The organism is Mycolicibacterium sp. lyk4-40-TYG-92 (assembly GCF_030209435.1).
In the GTDB taxonomy this organism is placed as follows: domain Bacteria; phylum Actinomycetota; class Actinomycetes; order Mycobacteriales; family Mycobacteriaceae; genus Mycobacterium.
Genome location: NZ_JARVRX010000019.1, coordinates 76,775 through 92,849 on the forward strand (window position 1 = coordinate 76,775; position 16,075 = coordinate 92,849).

General features: G+C 66.8%; 13 protein-coding genes. 6 read left to right on the plus strand and 7 right to left on the minus strand.

The genetic code is table 11. The annotated features are described in order from the left end of the window. Positions 1–2: 2 nt before the first annotated feature. Both ripA and QRN63_RS24305 read right to left on the minus strand, forming a co-directional pair. Positions 3–1,448, minus strand: a complete 1,446-nt coding sequence (gene ripA, locus QRN63_RS24300; RefSeq protein ID WP_285033504.1) for an NlpC/P60 family peptidoglycan endopeptidase RipA — start codon at positions 1,446–1,448, stop codon at positions 3–5. Positions 1,449–1,685: 237 nt separating this feature from the next. Continuing rightward, a complete protein-coding gene (locus QRN63_RS24305; RefSeq protein ID WP_285033544.1) occupies positions 1,686–2,318 on the minus strand; it encodes an Rv1476 family membrane protein in 633 nt (210 codons plus the stop codon). 179 nt (positions 2,319–2,497) lie between these two features. Between QRN63_RS24305 and acnA the strand changes: the two genes are divergently transcribed. Together acnA and QRN63_RS24315 are read left to right on the plus strand one after the other, a co-directional pair. Next, positions 2,498–5,320 carry an aconitate hydratase AcnA gene (gene acnA, locus QRN63_RS24310; protein WP_267317360.1) on the plus strand — a complete coding sequence of 941 codons (2,823 nt, stop codon included), beginning with the start codon at positions 2,498–2,500 and terminating at the stop codon, positions 5,318–5,320. Positions 5,321–5,391: 71 nt separating this feature from the next. Further along, positions 5,392–5,958 (plus strand): TetR/AcrR family transcriptional regulator, encoded by a 567-nt coding sequence (locus QRN63_RS24315; RefSeq protein ID WP_061000866.1) that lies wholly within the window; start codon positions 5,392–5,394, stop codon positions 5,956–5,958. A 12-nt stretch (positions 5,959–5,970) separates the two neighbouring features. Here the strand turns inward: QRN63_RS24315 and speB are convergent, their stop codons facing one another. Further along, positions 5,971–6,981, minus strand: a complete 1,011-nt coding sequence (gene speB, locus QRN63_RS24320; protein WP_285033506.1) for an agmatinase — start codon at positions 6,979–6,981, stop codon at positions 5,971–5,973. An 88-nt stretch (positions 6,982–7,069) separates the two neighbouring features. Between speB and QRN63_RS24325 the strand changes: the two genes are divergently transcribed. Further along, on the plus strand, positions 7,070–7,669 hold the full coding sequence (locus QRN63_RS24325; protein ID WP_285033507.1) for a helix-turn-helix domain-containing protein: 600 nt from the start codon (positions 7,070–7,072) through the stop codon (positions 7,667–7,669). On the opposite strand, the gene QRN63_RS24330 is transcribed toward QRN63_RS24325, so the two are convergent. Next, on the minus strand, positions 7,670–9,073 hold the full coding sequence (locus QRN63_RS24330) for a purine-cytosine permease family protein (protein ID WP_285033509.1): 1,404 nt from the start codon (positions 9,071–9,073) through the stop codon (positions 7,670–7,672). Positions 9,074–9,290: 217 nt separating this feature from the next. Here QRN63_RS24330 and QRN63_RS24335 point away from each other — a divergent pair, with 217 nt between their 5' ends. From QRN63_RS24335 to QRN63_RS24345, 3 genes are read left to right on the plus strand one after another with little or no spacing between them, the layout of a single operon-like run. Then, positions 9,291–10,688 (plus strand): amino acid permease, encoded by a 1,398-nt coding sequence (locus QRN63_RS24335; RefSeq protein ID WP_285033510.1) that lies wholly within the window; start codon positions 9,291–9,293, stop codon positions 10,686–10,688. Further along, entirely contained in the window at positions 10,689–11,483 is a 795-nt protein-coding gene (locus QRN63_RS24340) for a carbon-nitrogen hydrolase family protein (RefSeq protein WP_410506046.1), read from the plus strand. It begins immediately after the preceding gene. After that, positions 11,480–13,201 (plus strand): flavin monoamine oxidase family protein, encoded by a 1,722-nt coding sequence (locus QRN63_RS24345; protein ID WP_285033511.1) that lies wholly within the window; start codon positions 11,480–11,482, stop codon positions 13,199–13,201. Before QRN63_RS24340 ends, QRN63_RS24345 begins: the two co-directional genes overlap by 4 nt. 101 nt (positions 13,202–13,302) lie before the next feature. Here the strand turns inward: QRN63_RS24345 and QRN63_RS24350 are convergent, their stop codons facing one another. The 3 genes from QRN63_RS24350 to QRN63_RS24360 form a co-directional block, all read right to left on the minus strand. Further along, entirely contained in the window at positions 13,303–13,497 is a 195-nt protein-coding gene (locus tag QRN63_RS24350) for a helix-turn-helix domain-containing protein (protein WP_267317354.1), read from the minus strand. 96 nt (positions 13,498–13,593) lie between these two features. Beyond that, on the minus strand, positions 13,594–15,219 hold the full coding sequence (locus QRN63_RS24355) for an ABC-F family ATP-binding cassette domain-containing protein (RefSeq protein WP_267317353.1): 1,626 nt from the start codon (positions 15,217–15,219) through the stop codon (positions 13,594–13,596). Positions 15,220–15,235: 16 nt separating this feature from the next. Next, positions 15,236–16,066 carry an enoyl-CoA hydratase gene (locus QRN63_RS24360; protein WP_267317352.1) on the minus strand — a complete coding sequence of 277 codons (831 nt, stop codon included), beginning with the start codon at positions 16,064–16,066 and terminating at the stop codon, positions 15,236–15,238. Positions 16,067–16,075 lie beyond the last annotated feature (9 nt).

A 16,075-nucleotide genomic window follows, 5' to 3' on the forward strand; every position in this document is an offset into this window, starting at 1 on the left:
AATCAGTATTCGATGTAACGGATCACGTACGGCGTCATGCCGCTGGTTCGCACCGGCGAGACCTTGACGTTGGAACCGGTGTAGGGCGCTTCGAGCATCTGCCCGTTGCCGAGGTACAGCGTCACGTGCTGGCTGCCACCGGGGCCATAGAAGATGACGTCACCGCGGCGGGCCTGGGAGGTCGGGATCTTGCGGCCGGCCTCGTATTGGTTACCGGAGTAGTGCGGCAGTTTGATGCCCACGCCGGCGAAGGCGTAGAGGATCAGACCCGAGCAGTCGAAGCCGACGGTGCCGGCACCCGAGTCGATACCCGTGCTGGGACCGGCGGCGGTGCCGCCGCCCCAGGAGTACGGCACGCCGATCTGCGACATGGCGCGCTTGATGACGTATTCCGAGGCCTGTTTGCCGTAGACGCGCGGGATGGCGCCGTTGGTGTAGCCCGACTTGGTGACGTTGGCGGGCACGAGACCGAGTTTCTGCAGGAAGCTGTGGCCCATCTGCTGGGTGACCTGAGCCGACGTGGCGGTCATGCCCAGCACGTTGTTGATGACGGCGATCGGGTCACCGGGGATGTTGGCGCTGGGAATCTTGGGCAGGGTCGGGTCCCAGCCGCCGTCGTCCCACTTGCGGGGACCCTCAGCGGCGGGGGCGCCATCCCAGTTGGCGGCATACCGGCCGGGATCGGCCGCGGGAGTTCCGGACGCGGGGGCCGACCCGGGGCTCGTCGCCGCCCACTGCGTGCGCGCCACGTTGAGCTTGGCCTGAGCCGCGTCGCGCTGGCGGACCAATTGGTCGAGCTGCGCCTGCTGATCGGCGAACGTCGTGCGGGCGTCGGTCAGGGCCTTGACCGCGTCATCCTGGCTGGTCTGGGCGTCTTTGACGGCCTGGTCGGCCTTCTGCTTGGCCAGGCGGGCGGCGGATTCGCGGTTGGCCAGTTCGGTCCGGGTGCGCTGCAGATCGGCGATGGCCTCCTGCGAGCTGATCGTCATCGCCTGGCCGGTGGCGGCGGTGTTGATCATCTCGCCGGGGTCGCTCGCGGTCAGGTAGTTGGCGGACGGCCCGTTGATGTATGCCGCCTCGGCGTACTTGTCGAAGTGCGCCTGCGCGGCCGCGATGGCCGCATTGGCGTCCTTCAGACCGCTCTGGCTGGTGTCGATCTCCTGCTGGGCCGTCGCGGCGTTGTCCCGAGCGGTCTGTACGTCGGCGATGGCCTTGTTGACCGATTCCTGCCGGGTCTGGATGGCGGCGCCGAGGTCCTGCAGCTTCTGGTTGGCGTTGGCGAGATCCGTTACCAGCGATGCGATCTCGCTGCCGCCGGGTTGAGCCGACGCGATACCGGAGGCGAAGACCGACGCGGTCATGACACCGAACACCACCGACCCGGTGCCGACGCGACTGCCCAGCCGGGTGGCCAGCCCACCGGTGAAGGGGCGAATGCTGCGTCCCATTGACTCAGGTCTCCTAAGGCTCCAGCGCGCTGGTGCCCGCCTAAGGCAAAAGCGGGCTCGATCCGTTGGTCCCGTAGGTCGCAGAAATCACAATTAGTCACAACTGCAACATGCGGTACCAACTGCACCGTACGTCACAGGTTGCACAAATGAAACGTTAATAACAAACCACACCGTTGTAATTGAAAAAGGTGTGACCGAATAGTGATATTCGAATTCGCGGTGCGCCGCGGCCAGCTACTGAGACGCGGACACGGTGACGTCCGGCGGCGCGGCTGCGGCGGCGGCTTTTCGGGCCCGGACCTGCAGAAGTCGGGTGCCGACGGCAGCCGCTACCACACCGAGGATGACGACGAGAGTGAACGACGTCCACGGAAATATGGGCGTCTCCAGCTGGCTCACAAAGTTCTTGGCGGATTGCACGACACTCGGCGACTTCGCGAGGTCCTGACCCGCCTCCAAATGCGCCCGGTCATAAGTCGGACTGACCGAGCCGGCGAAGCCGGGACTGAGGGTCAAGACCGTCGACTCCGGGTAGTGGTGGCCGACGTCCGCGGCGATGTCACGCAGCGGGGTGTCGATGCCCGGACTCGTCGGCAGCACCACGATCTTGAGGTCGATGCCCTTGGCATGGGCGTCGGCGACGACCTGACGCAGGGCAGCGGCCTCCTGCGCGGTCTCGGCGGCCTGCTTCGCCTCCTGCGGCGTGGCCGGCGCCTTGGCCGGCGGCGCGATGCCCGGCGCACTGACCCCGCCGTCACGCACCTGCGTGATCACCGTAGCCATGCAGACGTCGACGGGCGTCTTGGCCGGATCCTGACCGACCGTCGCGCACACGTCCGGCGGAATGAACGCCGGCAGGAACGGCATCGCGGCAAAAGTTGTCACGCGGCAAACGGTACTGGAATTTCGTCGAACTCCCTGACGGCACACCCAGAACCCGACAAGACTGTAGCCACCCCCTGGGCGCTCATAGGACAAGCGTACTGTTAGGGTAGCAACGCGCCGCTGACACAGCCCGTCGCGGCGAGATCTAGCCGGGAGTTGATGTGAGCAGCAATTCATTTGGAGCCCGTGACACGCTCGTTGTCGGGGAAAACAGCTACGAAATTTTCCGCCTCGACGCGGTTCCGGGTACCGAGAAGCTTCCCTACAGCCTCAAGGTGCTTGCGGAGAACCTGCTGCGCACCGAAGACGGCGCCAACATCACCAAGGATCACATCCTGGCCCTGGCCAACTGGGATCCGTCGGCCGAGCCGAGCATCGAAATCCAGTTCACCCCCGCCCGCGTGATCATGCAGGACTTCACCGGCGTGCCCTGCGTCGTCGACCTGGCCACCATGCGTGAGGCCGTCACCGCCCTCGGCGGCGACCCGAACAAGGTCAACCCGCTCTCTCCCGCCGAGATGGTCATCGACCACTCCGTCATCCTCGACGTGTTCGGCACCGCCGACGCCTACGAGAAGAATGTCGCCCTCGAATACGAGCGCAACTCCGAGCGCTACCAGTTCCTGCGTTGGGGCCAGGGCGCCTTCGACGACTTCAAGGTCGTCCCGCCGGGCACCGGCATCGTCCACCAGGTCAACATCGAGTACCTGGCCCGCACCGTCATGGTCCGTAACGGCCAGGCCTACCCCGACACCTGTGTGGGTACCGACAGCCACACCACCATGGAGAACGGCCTGGGCGTGCTGGGCTGGGGCGTCGGCGGTATCGAGGCCGAGGCCGCCATGCTGGGCCAGCCCGTCTCGATGCTGATCCCCCGCGTCGTCGGCTTCAAGCTGACCGGCGAAATCCAGCCGGGCGTCACCGCCACCGACGTGGTGCTGACCGTCACCGACATGCTGCGCAAGCACGGCGTCGTCGGCAAGTTCGTCGAGTTCTACGGCAAGGGCGTCGCCGAGGTGCCGCTGGCCAACCGCGCCACCCTGGGCAACATGAGCCCCGAGTTCGGTTCCACCTGCGCGATCTTCCCGATCGACGAAGAGACCATCAACTACCTGCGCCTGACCGGCCGCACCGACGAGCAGCTGGCGCTGGTCGAGGCCTACGCCAAGGCCCAGGGCATGTGGCACGACGCCGACCGCGAGCCGGCCTTCTCCGAGTACCTCGAGCTGGATCTGTCGACGGTGGTGCCGTCGATCGCCGGCCCGAAGCGCCCGCAGGACCGAATCCTGTTGTCGGAGAGCAAGATCGCGTTCCGCAAGGACATCCACAACTACGTGGAGGAGCAGCACCCCGCGGACCACACCAAGCTCGACGAGGCCGTCGAGGAGTCGTTCCCGGCATCCGACCCGGCCGCCCTGTCGTTCGCCGACGACGGCGCCGTCAACGTCCAGTCCGCCGCCAACGGCGCCGAGGGCCGCCCGAGCAAGCCGGTGCGCGTCAAGGGCGAGCGCGGCGAGTTCATCCTCGACCACGGCGCCGTCGCGGTCGCGGGTATCACCTCGTGCACCAACACCTCCAACCCGTCGGTCATGATCGGTGCCGCACTGCTGGCCCGCAACGCCGTCGAGAAGGGCCTGACCACCAAGCCCTGGGTCAAGACCAACATGGCACCGGGCTCGCAGGTCGTCACCGACTACTACGAGAAGGCCGGCCTGTGGCCGTACCTGGAGAAGCTCGGTTACTACCTGGGCGGCTACGGCTGCACCACGTGCATCGGTAACACCGGCCCGCTGCCGGAGGAGATCTCCAAGGCCATCAACGAAGAGGACCTCACCGTCACCGCGGTGCTGTCCGGTAACCGCAACTTCGAGGGCCGCATCTCCCCCGACGTCAAGATGAACTACCTGGCCTCGCCGCCGCTGGTCATCGCGTACGGGCTCGCGGGCACCATGGACTTCGATTTCGAGACCGACTCGCTCGGCAAGGACACCGACGGCAACGACGTCTACCTGCGCGACATCTGGCCGTCGGCCCAGGAGATCGACGACACCATCAAGAGCGCCATCAGCCAGGACATGTTCCGCAAGTCCTACGCCGACGTGTTCAAGGGCGACGACAACTGGCGGAACCTGTCGACGCCGGACGGCGACACCTTCGCCTGGGACGACGCCTCGACCTACGTGCGCAAGGCGCCGTACTTCGACGGCATGGAGATGGAGCCGGCGCCCGTCACGGACATCAAGGGCGCGCGCGTCATGGCCCTGCTGGGTGACTCGGTGACCACCGACCACATCAGCCCGGCCGGCCCGATCAAGCCGGGTACCCCGGCCGCCGACTACCTGGACGCGCACGGCGTGGCCCGCAAGGACTACAACTCCCTCGGCAGCCGTCGTGGCAACCACGAGGTCATGGTCCGCGGCACCTTCGCCAACATCCGCCTGCAGAACCGGATCCTGGACACCATCGGCCTCGAGGGCACGCAGGGTGGTTACACCCGCGACTTCACCCAGGAGGGTGGCCCGAAGGAGTTCATCTACAACGCGTGCATGAACTACCAGAAGGCCGGCATCCCGCTGGTCGTGCTGGGCGGCAAGGAATACGGTTCGGGCTCCTCGCGCGACTGGGCGGCCAAGGGCACCACGCTGCTGGGCGTCAAGGCCGTCATCACCGAGTCGTTCGAGCGCATCCACCGGTCGAACCTGATCGGCATGGGCGTCATCCCGCTGCAGTTCCCGGCCGGCGAGAGCGCCAAGTCGCTGGGCCTGGACGGCACCGAGACCTTCGACATCACCGGCATCGAGGAGCTCAACGCCGGTAAGACGCCGAAGACCGTGCACGTCACCGCCACCAAGGAAGACGGCACCAAGGTCGAGTTCGACGCCGTGGTCCGCATCGACACCCCCGGTGAGGCCGACTACTACCGCAACGGCGGCATCCTGCAGTACGTGCTGCGCAACATGCTGCGGTCGGGTAGCGAGGCCTGATAGCTGGCTGATTCGGTGGGGGCAGGCTCAGGCTCTGGGTCTGCCCCCACCGGACGCCAGTAGGAGTCCTGGTGCCCAAAGTTAGCGACGATCATCTCGCCGCCCGTCGAGCGCAGATCCTCGACGGCGCCCGACGCTGTTTTTCCGAGTTCGGGTACGAAGGTGCGACCGTGCGGCTTCTCGAAGAAGCCACCGCGATGTCGCGCGGCGCGATCTTCCACCATTTCCGCGACAAGGACGCGCTGTTCTTCGCGCTCGCCGAGGAAGACGGCGAGCGGATGGCCGAGACCGTCGAGAAGGACGGCCTCGTGCAGGTCATGCGGAACATGCTGGCCAAGCCGGAGAACTACCAGTGGCTGGGCACCCGGCTGGAGATCGCCCGCCGGCTGCGCACCGACGCCGAGTTCCGCGCCGAGTGGCAGCAGCGCTACGAGGAACTCAACCAGGCCACCATCGCGCGCCTGGAGCGCAAAAAGGCCGCCGGCACGTTGCGGGACGACGTGCCCACCGAAGTGCTGCACATCTATCTCGACCTGGTGCTCGACGGCCTCATCGCGCGGCTCGCCTCGGGGCAGACCGGCGAGGACCTGGCGGCCGTCCTCGACATCGTCGAGGCGTCGGTGCGCCGAAAGCCCTAGCGGCTCAACCCTTTAACGGTTCGCGCTCATCACCGACAGCAGCTCGTAGCCGACGTGCGCGGCGGCGATTCCGGTCAGCTCGGCGTGGTCGTACGCCGGCGACACCTCGACGATGTCGGCGCCCACGACGTTGAGTCCCGTCAGCGACCGCAGTGAATGCAGCAGCTCGCGCGACGTCAATCCCCCGGCTTCCGGCGTGCCGGTCCCCGGCGCGTGTGCCGGGTCGAGCACGTCGATGTCCACCGAGACGTAGACCGGCGCACCGTTTTTCCCGTCGCTTCGCTCGCCTCCGCCGGCCAGCCGCTTCACCATGCGCTCGCGGACGCTGGCCAGGCCGTCGACCTGGTAGTCGTCGGACCGGATCACCTGGAAGCCGAGGACCGCGTCGTCCTCGAGGTCCTTCTTGCTGTACAGCGGCCCGCGGATACCCATGTGCAGCGAGCGCTCCATGTCGATGAGGCCCTCTTCGCTGGCCCGGCGGAACGGGGTGCCGTGCGTGTAGGCGGCGCCGAAGTAGGTGTCCCAGGTGTCGAGGTGGGCGTCGAAATGCAGCACGGCGATCGGCCCGTGATCGCGATACAGCGACCGCAGGATCGGCAGCGCGATGGTGTGGTCGCCGCCGAGCGTCAGCACGGCGCTGCCGTCCTTGCGCAGTGCGGTCACCTCGGTGTCGATGGTCTCGATGGCCTCGTTGATGTTGAACGGGTTGACGCCGATGTCGCCGGCGTCGGCGACCTGCTGATTGGCGAACGGCGATACGTCGAGCGCCTGGTTGTAGGGCCGCAGCAGCTTGGACGCGGCACGGATGTGGCCGGGGCCGAAGCGCGCGCCCGGACGGTAGGAGACGCCCGAGTCGAACGGGACACCGAGGATCGTGACATCGGGCGAGGACACCTGGTCCAGGCGCGGCACCCGGGCGAAGGTCGCCGGTTCGGCGTAGCGCGGGTACCGGCTCGCATCGACCTGGCCGATGATCTCGCGGCCGTCGGGCGCGGTGGTCGTGATGTACCGGTCGAAGCTCATCAGTTCTCCAAAGTCGTGGCGTGTGGCTTGGGTCTCATTGTTTCCGGCAGTAGAATTATTGTCAACCTTTGTTTCCTAGGAGGAAATCGTGGGCGGTTCGCCGGCAACGCAACTCACCATCGCCGCCCGGTTGAAGGCCGCCCGCAGCGCCAAGCGCATGACCCTCGACGAACTCGCCGCGGCCAGCGGCGTGACCAAGGGCTACCTGTCGAAGGTCGAACGCGGCCAGTCCAACGCGTCGGTCGCCGCGCTCATCCGCATCTGCGAAGCACTCGAACTCCAGGTCGGTTCCCTGTTCGACGAGACGCCCGTCGGCGAGGTGGTCCGCGCCGGCGAGTACCCGCCCATCGAGTTCGGCGGCACCCGGATGACCGAATTCCAGCTGACGCCGACGGGCGAGCGACGCTTCCAGGTGCTGCTGAGCGACATCGCGCCCGGCGGCGGCAGCGGCAGCGACACCTACTCTCTGCCGGCCGAGGTGGAGTTCGCCATGGTCATCGAGGGCCGTCTGCACATCGACTTCGTCGAGGGCAACGGCAGCCGCGTCACCCTCGACCAGGGCGATGCGCTCACCTTCGAGGCCGACCGTCCGCACGCCTTCCACGCCGACGCGCAGTCCGGCGCGAAGGTGTTGTGGGTGCTGACGCCGGCCCTGGCACACCGGCGCCTGGCCGGCGCCGCCGAATAGCTAGGCGGTCGTCAGTTCCTGACGGCTGCGCTCGACCGCGGCACGCTCGGGCGCCAGGTCCACGCCGCGGGTCAGCACGTAGTACGCCAGCCCGGATACCGCCAGACCGACAATGAACGAGATATCCACTCCCCCAAGCATCTTGGCGATCGGACCTGCATAGAAGTGCAGTGAGACGAACGGCACCATCGACACCATGCCGATGAAGTACGCCGCCAGTCCGCGCCAGGACCACCGGCCGTAGATCCCGTCCGGCCGGAAGATGTCGACGATCGAATAGTGGCCGCGCCGAACGAAATAGAAGTCGACCAGATTGACGGCCGTCCACGGGATCAGGAAGTACAGCATCAGCAGCACGAACGTGTTGAACGACTCGAGGTAGCCCTCGGGCAGCGACAGTGCGACGACGAAGGCGACGAACGACGTGAGCGCGATGCCGAGCACCCGTAGGCGCACCGTCGGCGTGATCGGCCGGAACGCATCGAGGGCGCTCATGCTCGTCAGGCTGGCGCCGTAGGCGTTGACCGACATGATGGTCACCAGGGCGATCGACGCCACCACGACGGTGAAAGTGCCGAAGCCAGGCAGTAATTGGTTGCCGACGGTCTGGATCGAGACGATCGCGTCCGGGGTCGGCAGCGCCGACGCCAGGACCGCGCCAAGCGACATCAGCCACACCGACGAACCCGCGGCACCCAGATAGGTCCACCAGATGACATGCTTGGCCGAGGTGTTCTCCGGCAGGTACCGCGAGTAGTCGGACACGTACACCGCATACGAAATCTGGTATCCGGCAGCCGCGGCGAACTGCATCAGGAACACCGTCAGCGAGAACTTGCCGCCGTCGGGAATCGCCGCATCGAGGTGCAATGTCGACAACGCGTAGACGGTGAGGACGCCGAACACGACGATCAGCAGGTACGTCAGCCACCGCTGCACGACCATCATCAGGTCGAAGCCGACCACCGCGATGACGATCGCGGCCACCATCAGTCCGAGGTACCAGAGCCAGTTCGGGCCCGCGAAGACCGTCTTGAAGCCGGACGTCGCCAGGATCGTGTTGAACACGTTGAAGCCGATGTAGACGAAGATGACGGCGACGAACGGCACGAGCGCGCCACGCGAGCCGAACTGCGCGCGCGACTGGATCATCTGCGGCAGGCCCATCGTCGGCCCCTGGTTGGCGTGGAAGCACATGAAGAGCGTTCCGAAGCAGGCGCCGGCAACCGCGGCCAGTACCGACCATCCGGCGGACAAGCCGTTGGCCGGCCCGAGGAAGCCCGTGACCATGGTCGTCAGCACGAAGTTTCCGGTGAACCAGAACGGCGCCTGGTGGTGCACCTTGCCCCTGCGTTCCGCTGTCGGGATCCAGTCGATGGACCGGGTCTCGATTGCACCTGCCATGGCATCCCCTTTGATGTGGCTCAGATCACTGGCCCTAGGGTAGGCATTCGCGGTCGCCAAAGGCAACAATTGTTTCCTAGCTCACTCCAGATGTTGACAGATGGGAGTGACGTACCGCACTCTGTTACGCGAGTCACAAATCTCGTGGCGCGCCCTCCTCTCCACGGAGCTCCCCTTGGCCATCACCGAGGCCCCACGGCCGGGCATTCTGCGCGCCATGAGCGCACAAAAGTCGGTCGACGACATCGTCGCCGCCAACGAAACCCCGGACGGCCCCCACCTCAAGCGCTCGATGGGCTTCATCCATCTGACCGCCCTGTCCATCGGCGCGACGCTCGGCACCGGAATCTTCGTCATTCTCGGCGCCGCGGTGCCGAAAGCCGGTCCGGCGGTCCTGCTCTCGTTCATCCTCGCCGCCGTGACCGCACTGTTCTCGGCGCTGTCGTACGCCGAACTGGCGGGCACCATCCCGGTCTCCGGGAGCTCCTACTCGTACGCCTACGCCACCCTGGGCGAGTTCTGGGCGTGGGTGTGCGGCTGGTGCCTGATGCTCGAATACGGCGTCTCGGTCGCCGCCGTCGCCGTCGGCTGGGGCGGCTACATCAACACGCTGCTCCAGCAGCTGTTCGGCGTCGCGCTGCCCGCCGCCATCACCGGCGCTCCCGGCGAGGGCGGTGTCATCAACCTGCCGGCCATCGCGATCGTGGTCCTCGCCTCGATCCTGCTGCTCAAGGGCGCGTCCGAGTCGGCCACCGTCAATACCGCGATGGTCATCCTCAAGTGCATCGTCCTGGTGTTCTTCTGCGCCGTCGCCTTCACCGCGTTCAAGGCCGGCAACCTCACCCCGTTCATGCCGCTGGGCTTCCTCGGTGTCTCCGCCGCCGCCTCGCAGGTCTTCTTCTCGTACATCGGCTTCGACGCGGCATCCACGGCGGGCAATGAGGCGAAGGACCCGAAGCGGGACCTGCCGCGCGCCATCATGGCCTCGCTGCTGATCGTCACGGTGCTGTACCTCGCGGTCGCGCTGGCCGCCCTCGGCGCGATGAGCTGGACCAAGTTCAGTGCCGACGAAGGCGCCACCCTGGCCGTCGCACTGAGTGGCATCACCACCAGCAACGTGCCGGCCATCATCCTGTCGATCGGTGCCGTCATCGCGATCGCCAGCGTGGTGCTCGCCGTCCAGTACGGACAGACCCGCATCCTCTACACCATGGCCGTCGACGGCCTGGTGCCCGCGCTGTTCGCCAAGATCAACCCGCGGACCTTCGTGCCGACCTGGAACATCGTCATCTGCGGTGTCGTCGTGTCGCTGCTGGCCGGTTTCGTGTCGCTCGGTGAGCTGGCCAACGCCACCTCGATCGGCTGCCTCTTCGCCTTCGCGCTGGTCAACATCGCCGTCATCATCCTGCGGCGCACGCGCCCGGATCTGCACCGGACGTTCCGGCTGCGGCTGTTCCCCGTCGCGCCGGTGCTGGGCTTCCTCTTCTGCTGTTACCTGATGTGGGCGCTGCCCGTCGCGACGTGGATCGCGTTCGGCATCTGGGGTGTCCTCGGCCTGGCGGTCTACTTCGGGTACAGCATCCGCAAATCCAAGCTGCGAGTGGACACTGCGTAGATGATCACCGTCGGCATGTTCCAAGGCCCGCAAGAATCCGGGACCGTCGCCGAGAATCTCAGTGCCATCGCGTCGGCGGCCCGGCGGGCCGCCGACGCCGGCTGCCAGATCGTCGTCACGCCCGAGATGTCGGCCACCGGCTACAACATCGGAACTCAGATCGCGCAGCGCGCCGAGCCCGCCGACGGCGCGATCTTCCGGGCCGTCCAGGAAATCGCGCGCGACGCCGGGATCGCCGTCGTCTACGGATATCCCGAGGCCGCCGAGGGCAAACCGTACAACGCCGCGCAGGTCGTCGACCGCACCGGCCGATCCCTGGCGAACTACCGGAAGACCCACCTCTACGGGTTCGACCGGGACCTGTTCAGCCCCGGCGAGCAGTGGGTCACGCAGTTCGAGCTCGACGGCGTCACCTGCGGGCTGCTCATCTGCTACGACATCGAATTCCCCGAGAACGCGCGGGCCCACGCCGACGCGGGTACCCAATGGCTCGTCGTCCCAACGGGACTCATGGAACCGTGGCGTTTCGTGGCAACGCACATCGTGCCTGCCCGTGCCTACGAAAGTCAGCTGTTCCTGTCCTACGTCAACCGCACCGGAGTCGAGAACGACCTCGAGTACTGCGGACTGAGCTGCACCATCGCGCCCGACACGACCGAGCTGAGCCGCGCCGGTAAAGACGAGCAATTACTCATCACCCACATCGATCCCGCCGCGGTAGCCGTGTCCCGCGCCGTCAACACCCATCTCGGCGATCGCCGCCGAGATCTCTACCAGGAGAACCAGACCCGATGACCGTCCCCCAGCCCATCGAAGAGACGCAGCTGTCGGAGACCGGACCACGGTCGTCCGACAAGCCGATAACGATGTTCGGTCCCGACTTCCCGTTCGCCTACGACGACTACGTGTCGTCCGCCGACGGCCTCGGCGAGATCCCGGCCGACCGGCACGGCACCGAGGTGGCGATCGTCGGCGCCGGCTGCGCCGGCCTCACCGCCGCCTACGAACTCATGAAGATGGGTCTGAAACCCGTTGTGTACGAGGCGGATCAGATCGGCGGCCGGATGCGGTCCGTCCCGTTCGAGCACGCTCCGGATGCGGTCGCGGAAATGGGGTCGATGCGGTTCCCACCCACGTCCACGACGCTGTACCAGTACTTCGACAAGGTCGGCATCGAGACCATCGAATTCCCGAACCCGCTGTCGGCCGCGGCGCCCAGCACCGTCGTCGACCTCAAGGGCCAGACGTACTACGCCGAGAAGCTCGCCGATCTGCCGCAGGCCTTCACCGACGTCGCCGACGCCTGGCGCAGGACGCTCGAGGACGGCGCCGACCTGCACGCGATCCAGAACGCCATCCGCGAACGTGACACGCAGGCCCTGAAGTCCGCGTGGGGCAAGCTCGTTCGCGAACTCGACGACGAGACGTTCTGGGGCTTCCTGACCAAGTCGCACCACTTCAAGTCGTTCGAGCTGCGTGAGATCTTCGGCAAAGTCGGCTTCGGCACGGGCGGCTGGGACACCGACTACCCGAGTTCGATGCTCGAAATCCTGCGCGTGGTGCTCACCGAAGCCGACGACAACCACCGCGGCGTCGTCGGCGGTTCGCAGCAGCTTCCGCTGCGGTTGTGGAAGCGCTCCCCGCAGCGCCTCGCCCACTGGCCGGCCGGCACCTCGCTCGAATCGCTGCACGGCGGCCGGACCCGGGGCGCCGTCACCGACGTCCGGCGCACCCACCCGAACCGCTACACCATCACCGACGCCGACGGCGAGACCCGCACCTACGACGCCGTCATCGTGACCGCCCAATCGTGGATGCTGCTCAACAACATTCGCTGCGACGACGATCTGTTCCCGTCCAACGTGTGGTCGGCCATCGAGCAGACGCATTACATGGGTTCGTCCAAGGTGTTCGTGTTGGTCGACCGCCCGTTCTGGAAGGACAAGGACGCCCAGGGGCGCGACGTCATGTCGATGACGCTGACCGACCGGATGAGCCGCGGCACATATCTGCTCGACCAGGGGCTCGACTCCGACGGAAACGAGAAGCCCGGCGTCATCTGCCTCTCGTACACCTGGGAGGACGACTCCCGGAAGATCGTGCCGCTCAGCGCCACCGAGCGCATGGATCTGATGCTCAAGTCGCTGCAGGCGATCTACCCCAACGTCGACATCCGCAGCCACATCATCGAGACGCCCAAGACGGTGTCGTGGGAGACCGAGCGCAACTTCATGGGTGCGTTCAAGGCGAACCTACCGGGCCACTACCGCTACCAGGAGCTGCTGTACACGCACTTCATGCAGCGTGACCTCGACGCGCGGCATCGCGGTATCTACCTGGCAGGTGACGACATCTCGTGGACGGCGGGCTGGGCGGAGGGTGCCATCACCACGGCGCTCAACGCGGTGTGGGCCGTGATGGATCAGTTCGGCGGGTCGACCTCGCCCACCAACCCCGGTCCGGGCGATGTCTTCGACATGATCGCCCCGGTCCGGCTGACCGACGAAATTTAGGGCGCGGCAACCGGTTACACCGTCCTGCGCGGGTGCCTACCCGCGCAGGACGGCTCCGCGACGGGCGGTTCGCGGCGAAAGCGGCTGGGCTGCAGAGTCGTTCAGGCGATCTTGCGGCTGCGGTGGTTCGGGCCGCCGCGGCTGCGCATGACGGCACCGGCCTGCACCAGCATGCTGTGCACCGACCCGTAGGATTTTCCGGAAGTGGCCACCAATGACCTGATACTGGCGCCGCTCTCGTAGGCGTTACGCAGCTGGGTCATCATCTGGTCGCGAGATGCCTTGGATTGCCTCATCGCCGGTCCCCTGACTCTCCCCCGGCGGTATACCGGGCTGACGGGAATCAGCGTAAGAACAGCGCTCGCTCGGCGCGGGCGATTCGGTGAATAAGGTCAGGCCAATTCGATGAGATCGCGGTAGGTGTCGGACCAGAAGTCCTCGGTGGCGTCCGGCAACAGCAGCACGCGTTGCGGATTGAGCGCCTCGGCCGCGCCCGGATCGTGCGTCACGAGCACCACCGAACCGGCGTAACTACGCAGCGCGTCGAGCACCTGCTCGCGCGACGCCGGATCCAGGTTGTTGGTCGGCTCATCGAGCAGCAGCACATTGGCGGTCGAGGCGACCAATCCGGCCAGTGCGAGACGGGTCTTCTCACCACCGGACAGGGTGCCGGCCGGCTGATCCAGCTGCGGGCCGGTGAACATGAACGCGCCCAGCAAGCCACGCAGATCCTGCTCCCCGGTGTCGGGTGCGGCGTGCCGGATGTTCTCCCATACGGTCGCCGCGTTGTCGAGGGTGTCGTGTTCCTGGGCGAAGTAACCGATCTTCAGGCCGTAGCCCGGTTCGATGCCGCCGGCGTCGGCGGTCTCGACGCCCGCCAGCAGGCGCAGCAGCGTCGTCTTACCGGCACCGTTGAGACCCAGGACGACGACCCGCGAACCCCGGTCGATCGCGAGGTCCACGCCGGTGAAGATCTCCAGCGAACCGTAGGTCTTGGTGAGGCCCTTGACGATCAGCGGGGTCTTGCCGCACGGCGCCGGCGTCGGGAACTTGATCTTGGCAACCTTGTCGGCCACCCGCTCGGCATCGAGCTCAGCGATCATGCGCTCGGCACGGCGCAACATGTTCTGTGCCGCAACAGCTTTGGTGGCCTTAGCACCCATCTTGGCGGCCTGCGCCCGCAGTGCACTCGCCTTCTTCTCGGCATTCGCGCGCTCACGGCGGCGGCGTTGCTCGTCGGTGGCGCGGGCGTCGAGGTACTTCTGCCAGCCCATGTTGTAGACGTCGGCTTCACCGCGCACGGCATCCAGGAACCACACGCGGTTCACCACGTCGGCCAGGAGTTCGACATCGTGACTGATCACCACGAGCCCACCGGTGTGGCTCTGCAGGAAGGTGCGCAGCCAGCCGATGGAGTCGGCGTCGAGGTGGTTGGTGGGCTCGTCCAGCAGCAGCGTCGTGTTGGAGCCGGAGCCCTCCGATGCCGCGAACAGGATGCGGGCCAGTTCGATACGGCGACGCTGTCCACCGGACAGCGTCCGCAGCGGCTGGGTCAGCACCCGGTCCGGCAGGCCCAGGCTGGCGCAGATGCGACCGGCATCGCTCTCGGCGGCGTACCCGCCGAGGGCCGAAAACCGTTCCTCCAGAACGCCGTACCGGCGCACCGCCTTGTCGCGGGCGGCATCGTCGACGACCTCGGCCATGATGGCCTGCTGCTTCTCCAGGTCAGCCAGCAGCGTGTCCAGGCCACGGGCCGAGAGCACCCGGTCGCGGGCCAGGACGTCCAGGTCGCCTTCCTTCGGATCCTGCGGCAGGTAACCGATCTCACCGATCCGCTCGACCGTCCCCGCGTACGGCTGGCTTTCGCCGGCCAGGATGCGCAGCGTCGTGGTCTTGCCGGCGCCGTTACGGCCGACGAGCCCGATCCGGTCGCCGGGCTGGATGCGCAGCGCGGACCCCTCGAAGGCCAGCAGCGTGCGCGCTCCGGCGCGGACCTCCAGGTCCGTTGCGGTGATCACGCTGCTGCCTCCTTGGCTATTTGTCGTCGGTGAAGACCGCGGGTCGTTTCTCGGCGCGCGCGGCAACCGCCTCTTCGAAGTTGGCGGTGAGCAGTCGAATGAAGAGCTGACCCAGGCCTTCGGCCTGCATATGGCTCTCCAGACTACCGGCGTCCAGTCCACTCCAGAGAGTCCGCTTGGTCAATTCGATTCCCGGGCGGGAGAACGAGCCGATGCGCTCGGCCATGTCGAAGCAGGTTTGCAGGAGCTGATCGTCGGCGACGGTCCGCGACACCAGGCCGATCCGCTCGGCCTCCGCCGCGTCGATGTCCCGGCCGGTGAGCATCACCTCGAAGGCCCGCGACGTGCCGATGGCCCGCGGCAGCAGATAGGACAGGCCCAGTTCGCTGGCCGTCAGGCCGTTGTTGATACCCGCGGCCCGGAAGTAGGCGCCCGCGCCGGCGACCCGGATGTCGCACGCCAGGGCCAGACACAGGCCACCGCCGATCGCCGCCCCGTTGACCGCAGCGATCACCGGTTGATGCAGCTTGCGCAGGGCGAGGATGACGTCGTCGAGCACTTCCATGGAGCGCAGCGCGAACGTCGGACGGGTCAGACCCGCCACATGCGGCACCGAGCCGGCCGACTTGTGGTCGGCGCCCGAGGAGAACCCGCGCCCGGCGCCGGTGAGGACGACCGCGCGGACATCGTTGTCGTTGGTGATCTCGTCGAGCGCCGCCTTGAGGGGCACCATGACGTCGAACGCCATCGAGTTCATCCGCTCGGGGCGGTTCAGGGTGACCAGTGCGACTCCAGGGCGCGGATGGTCGACGAGTACCAGTGGGTTCTGTTCGCTCACGTCCTGCACGCTAGCGGG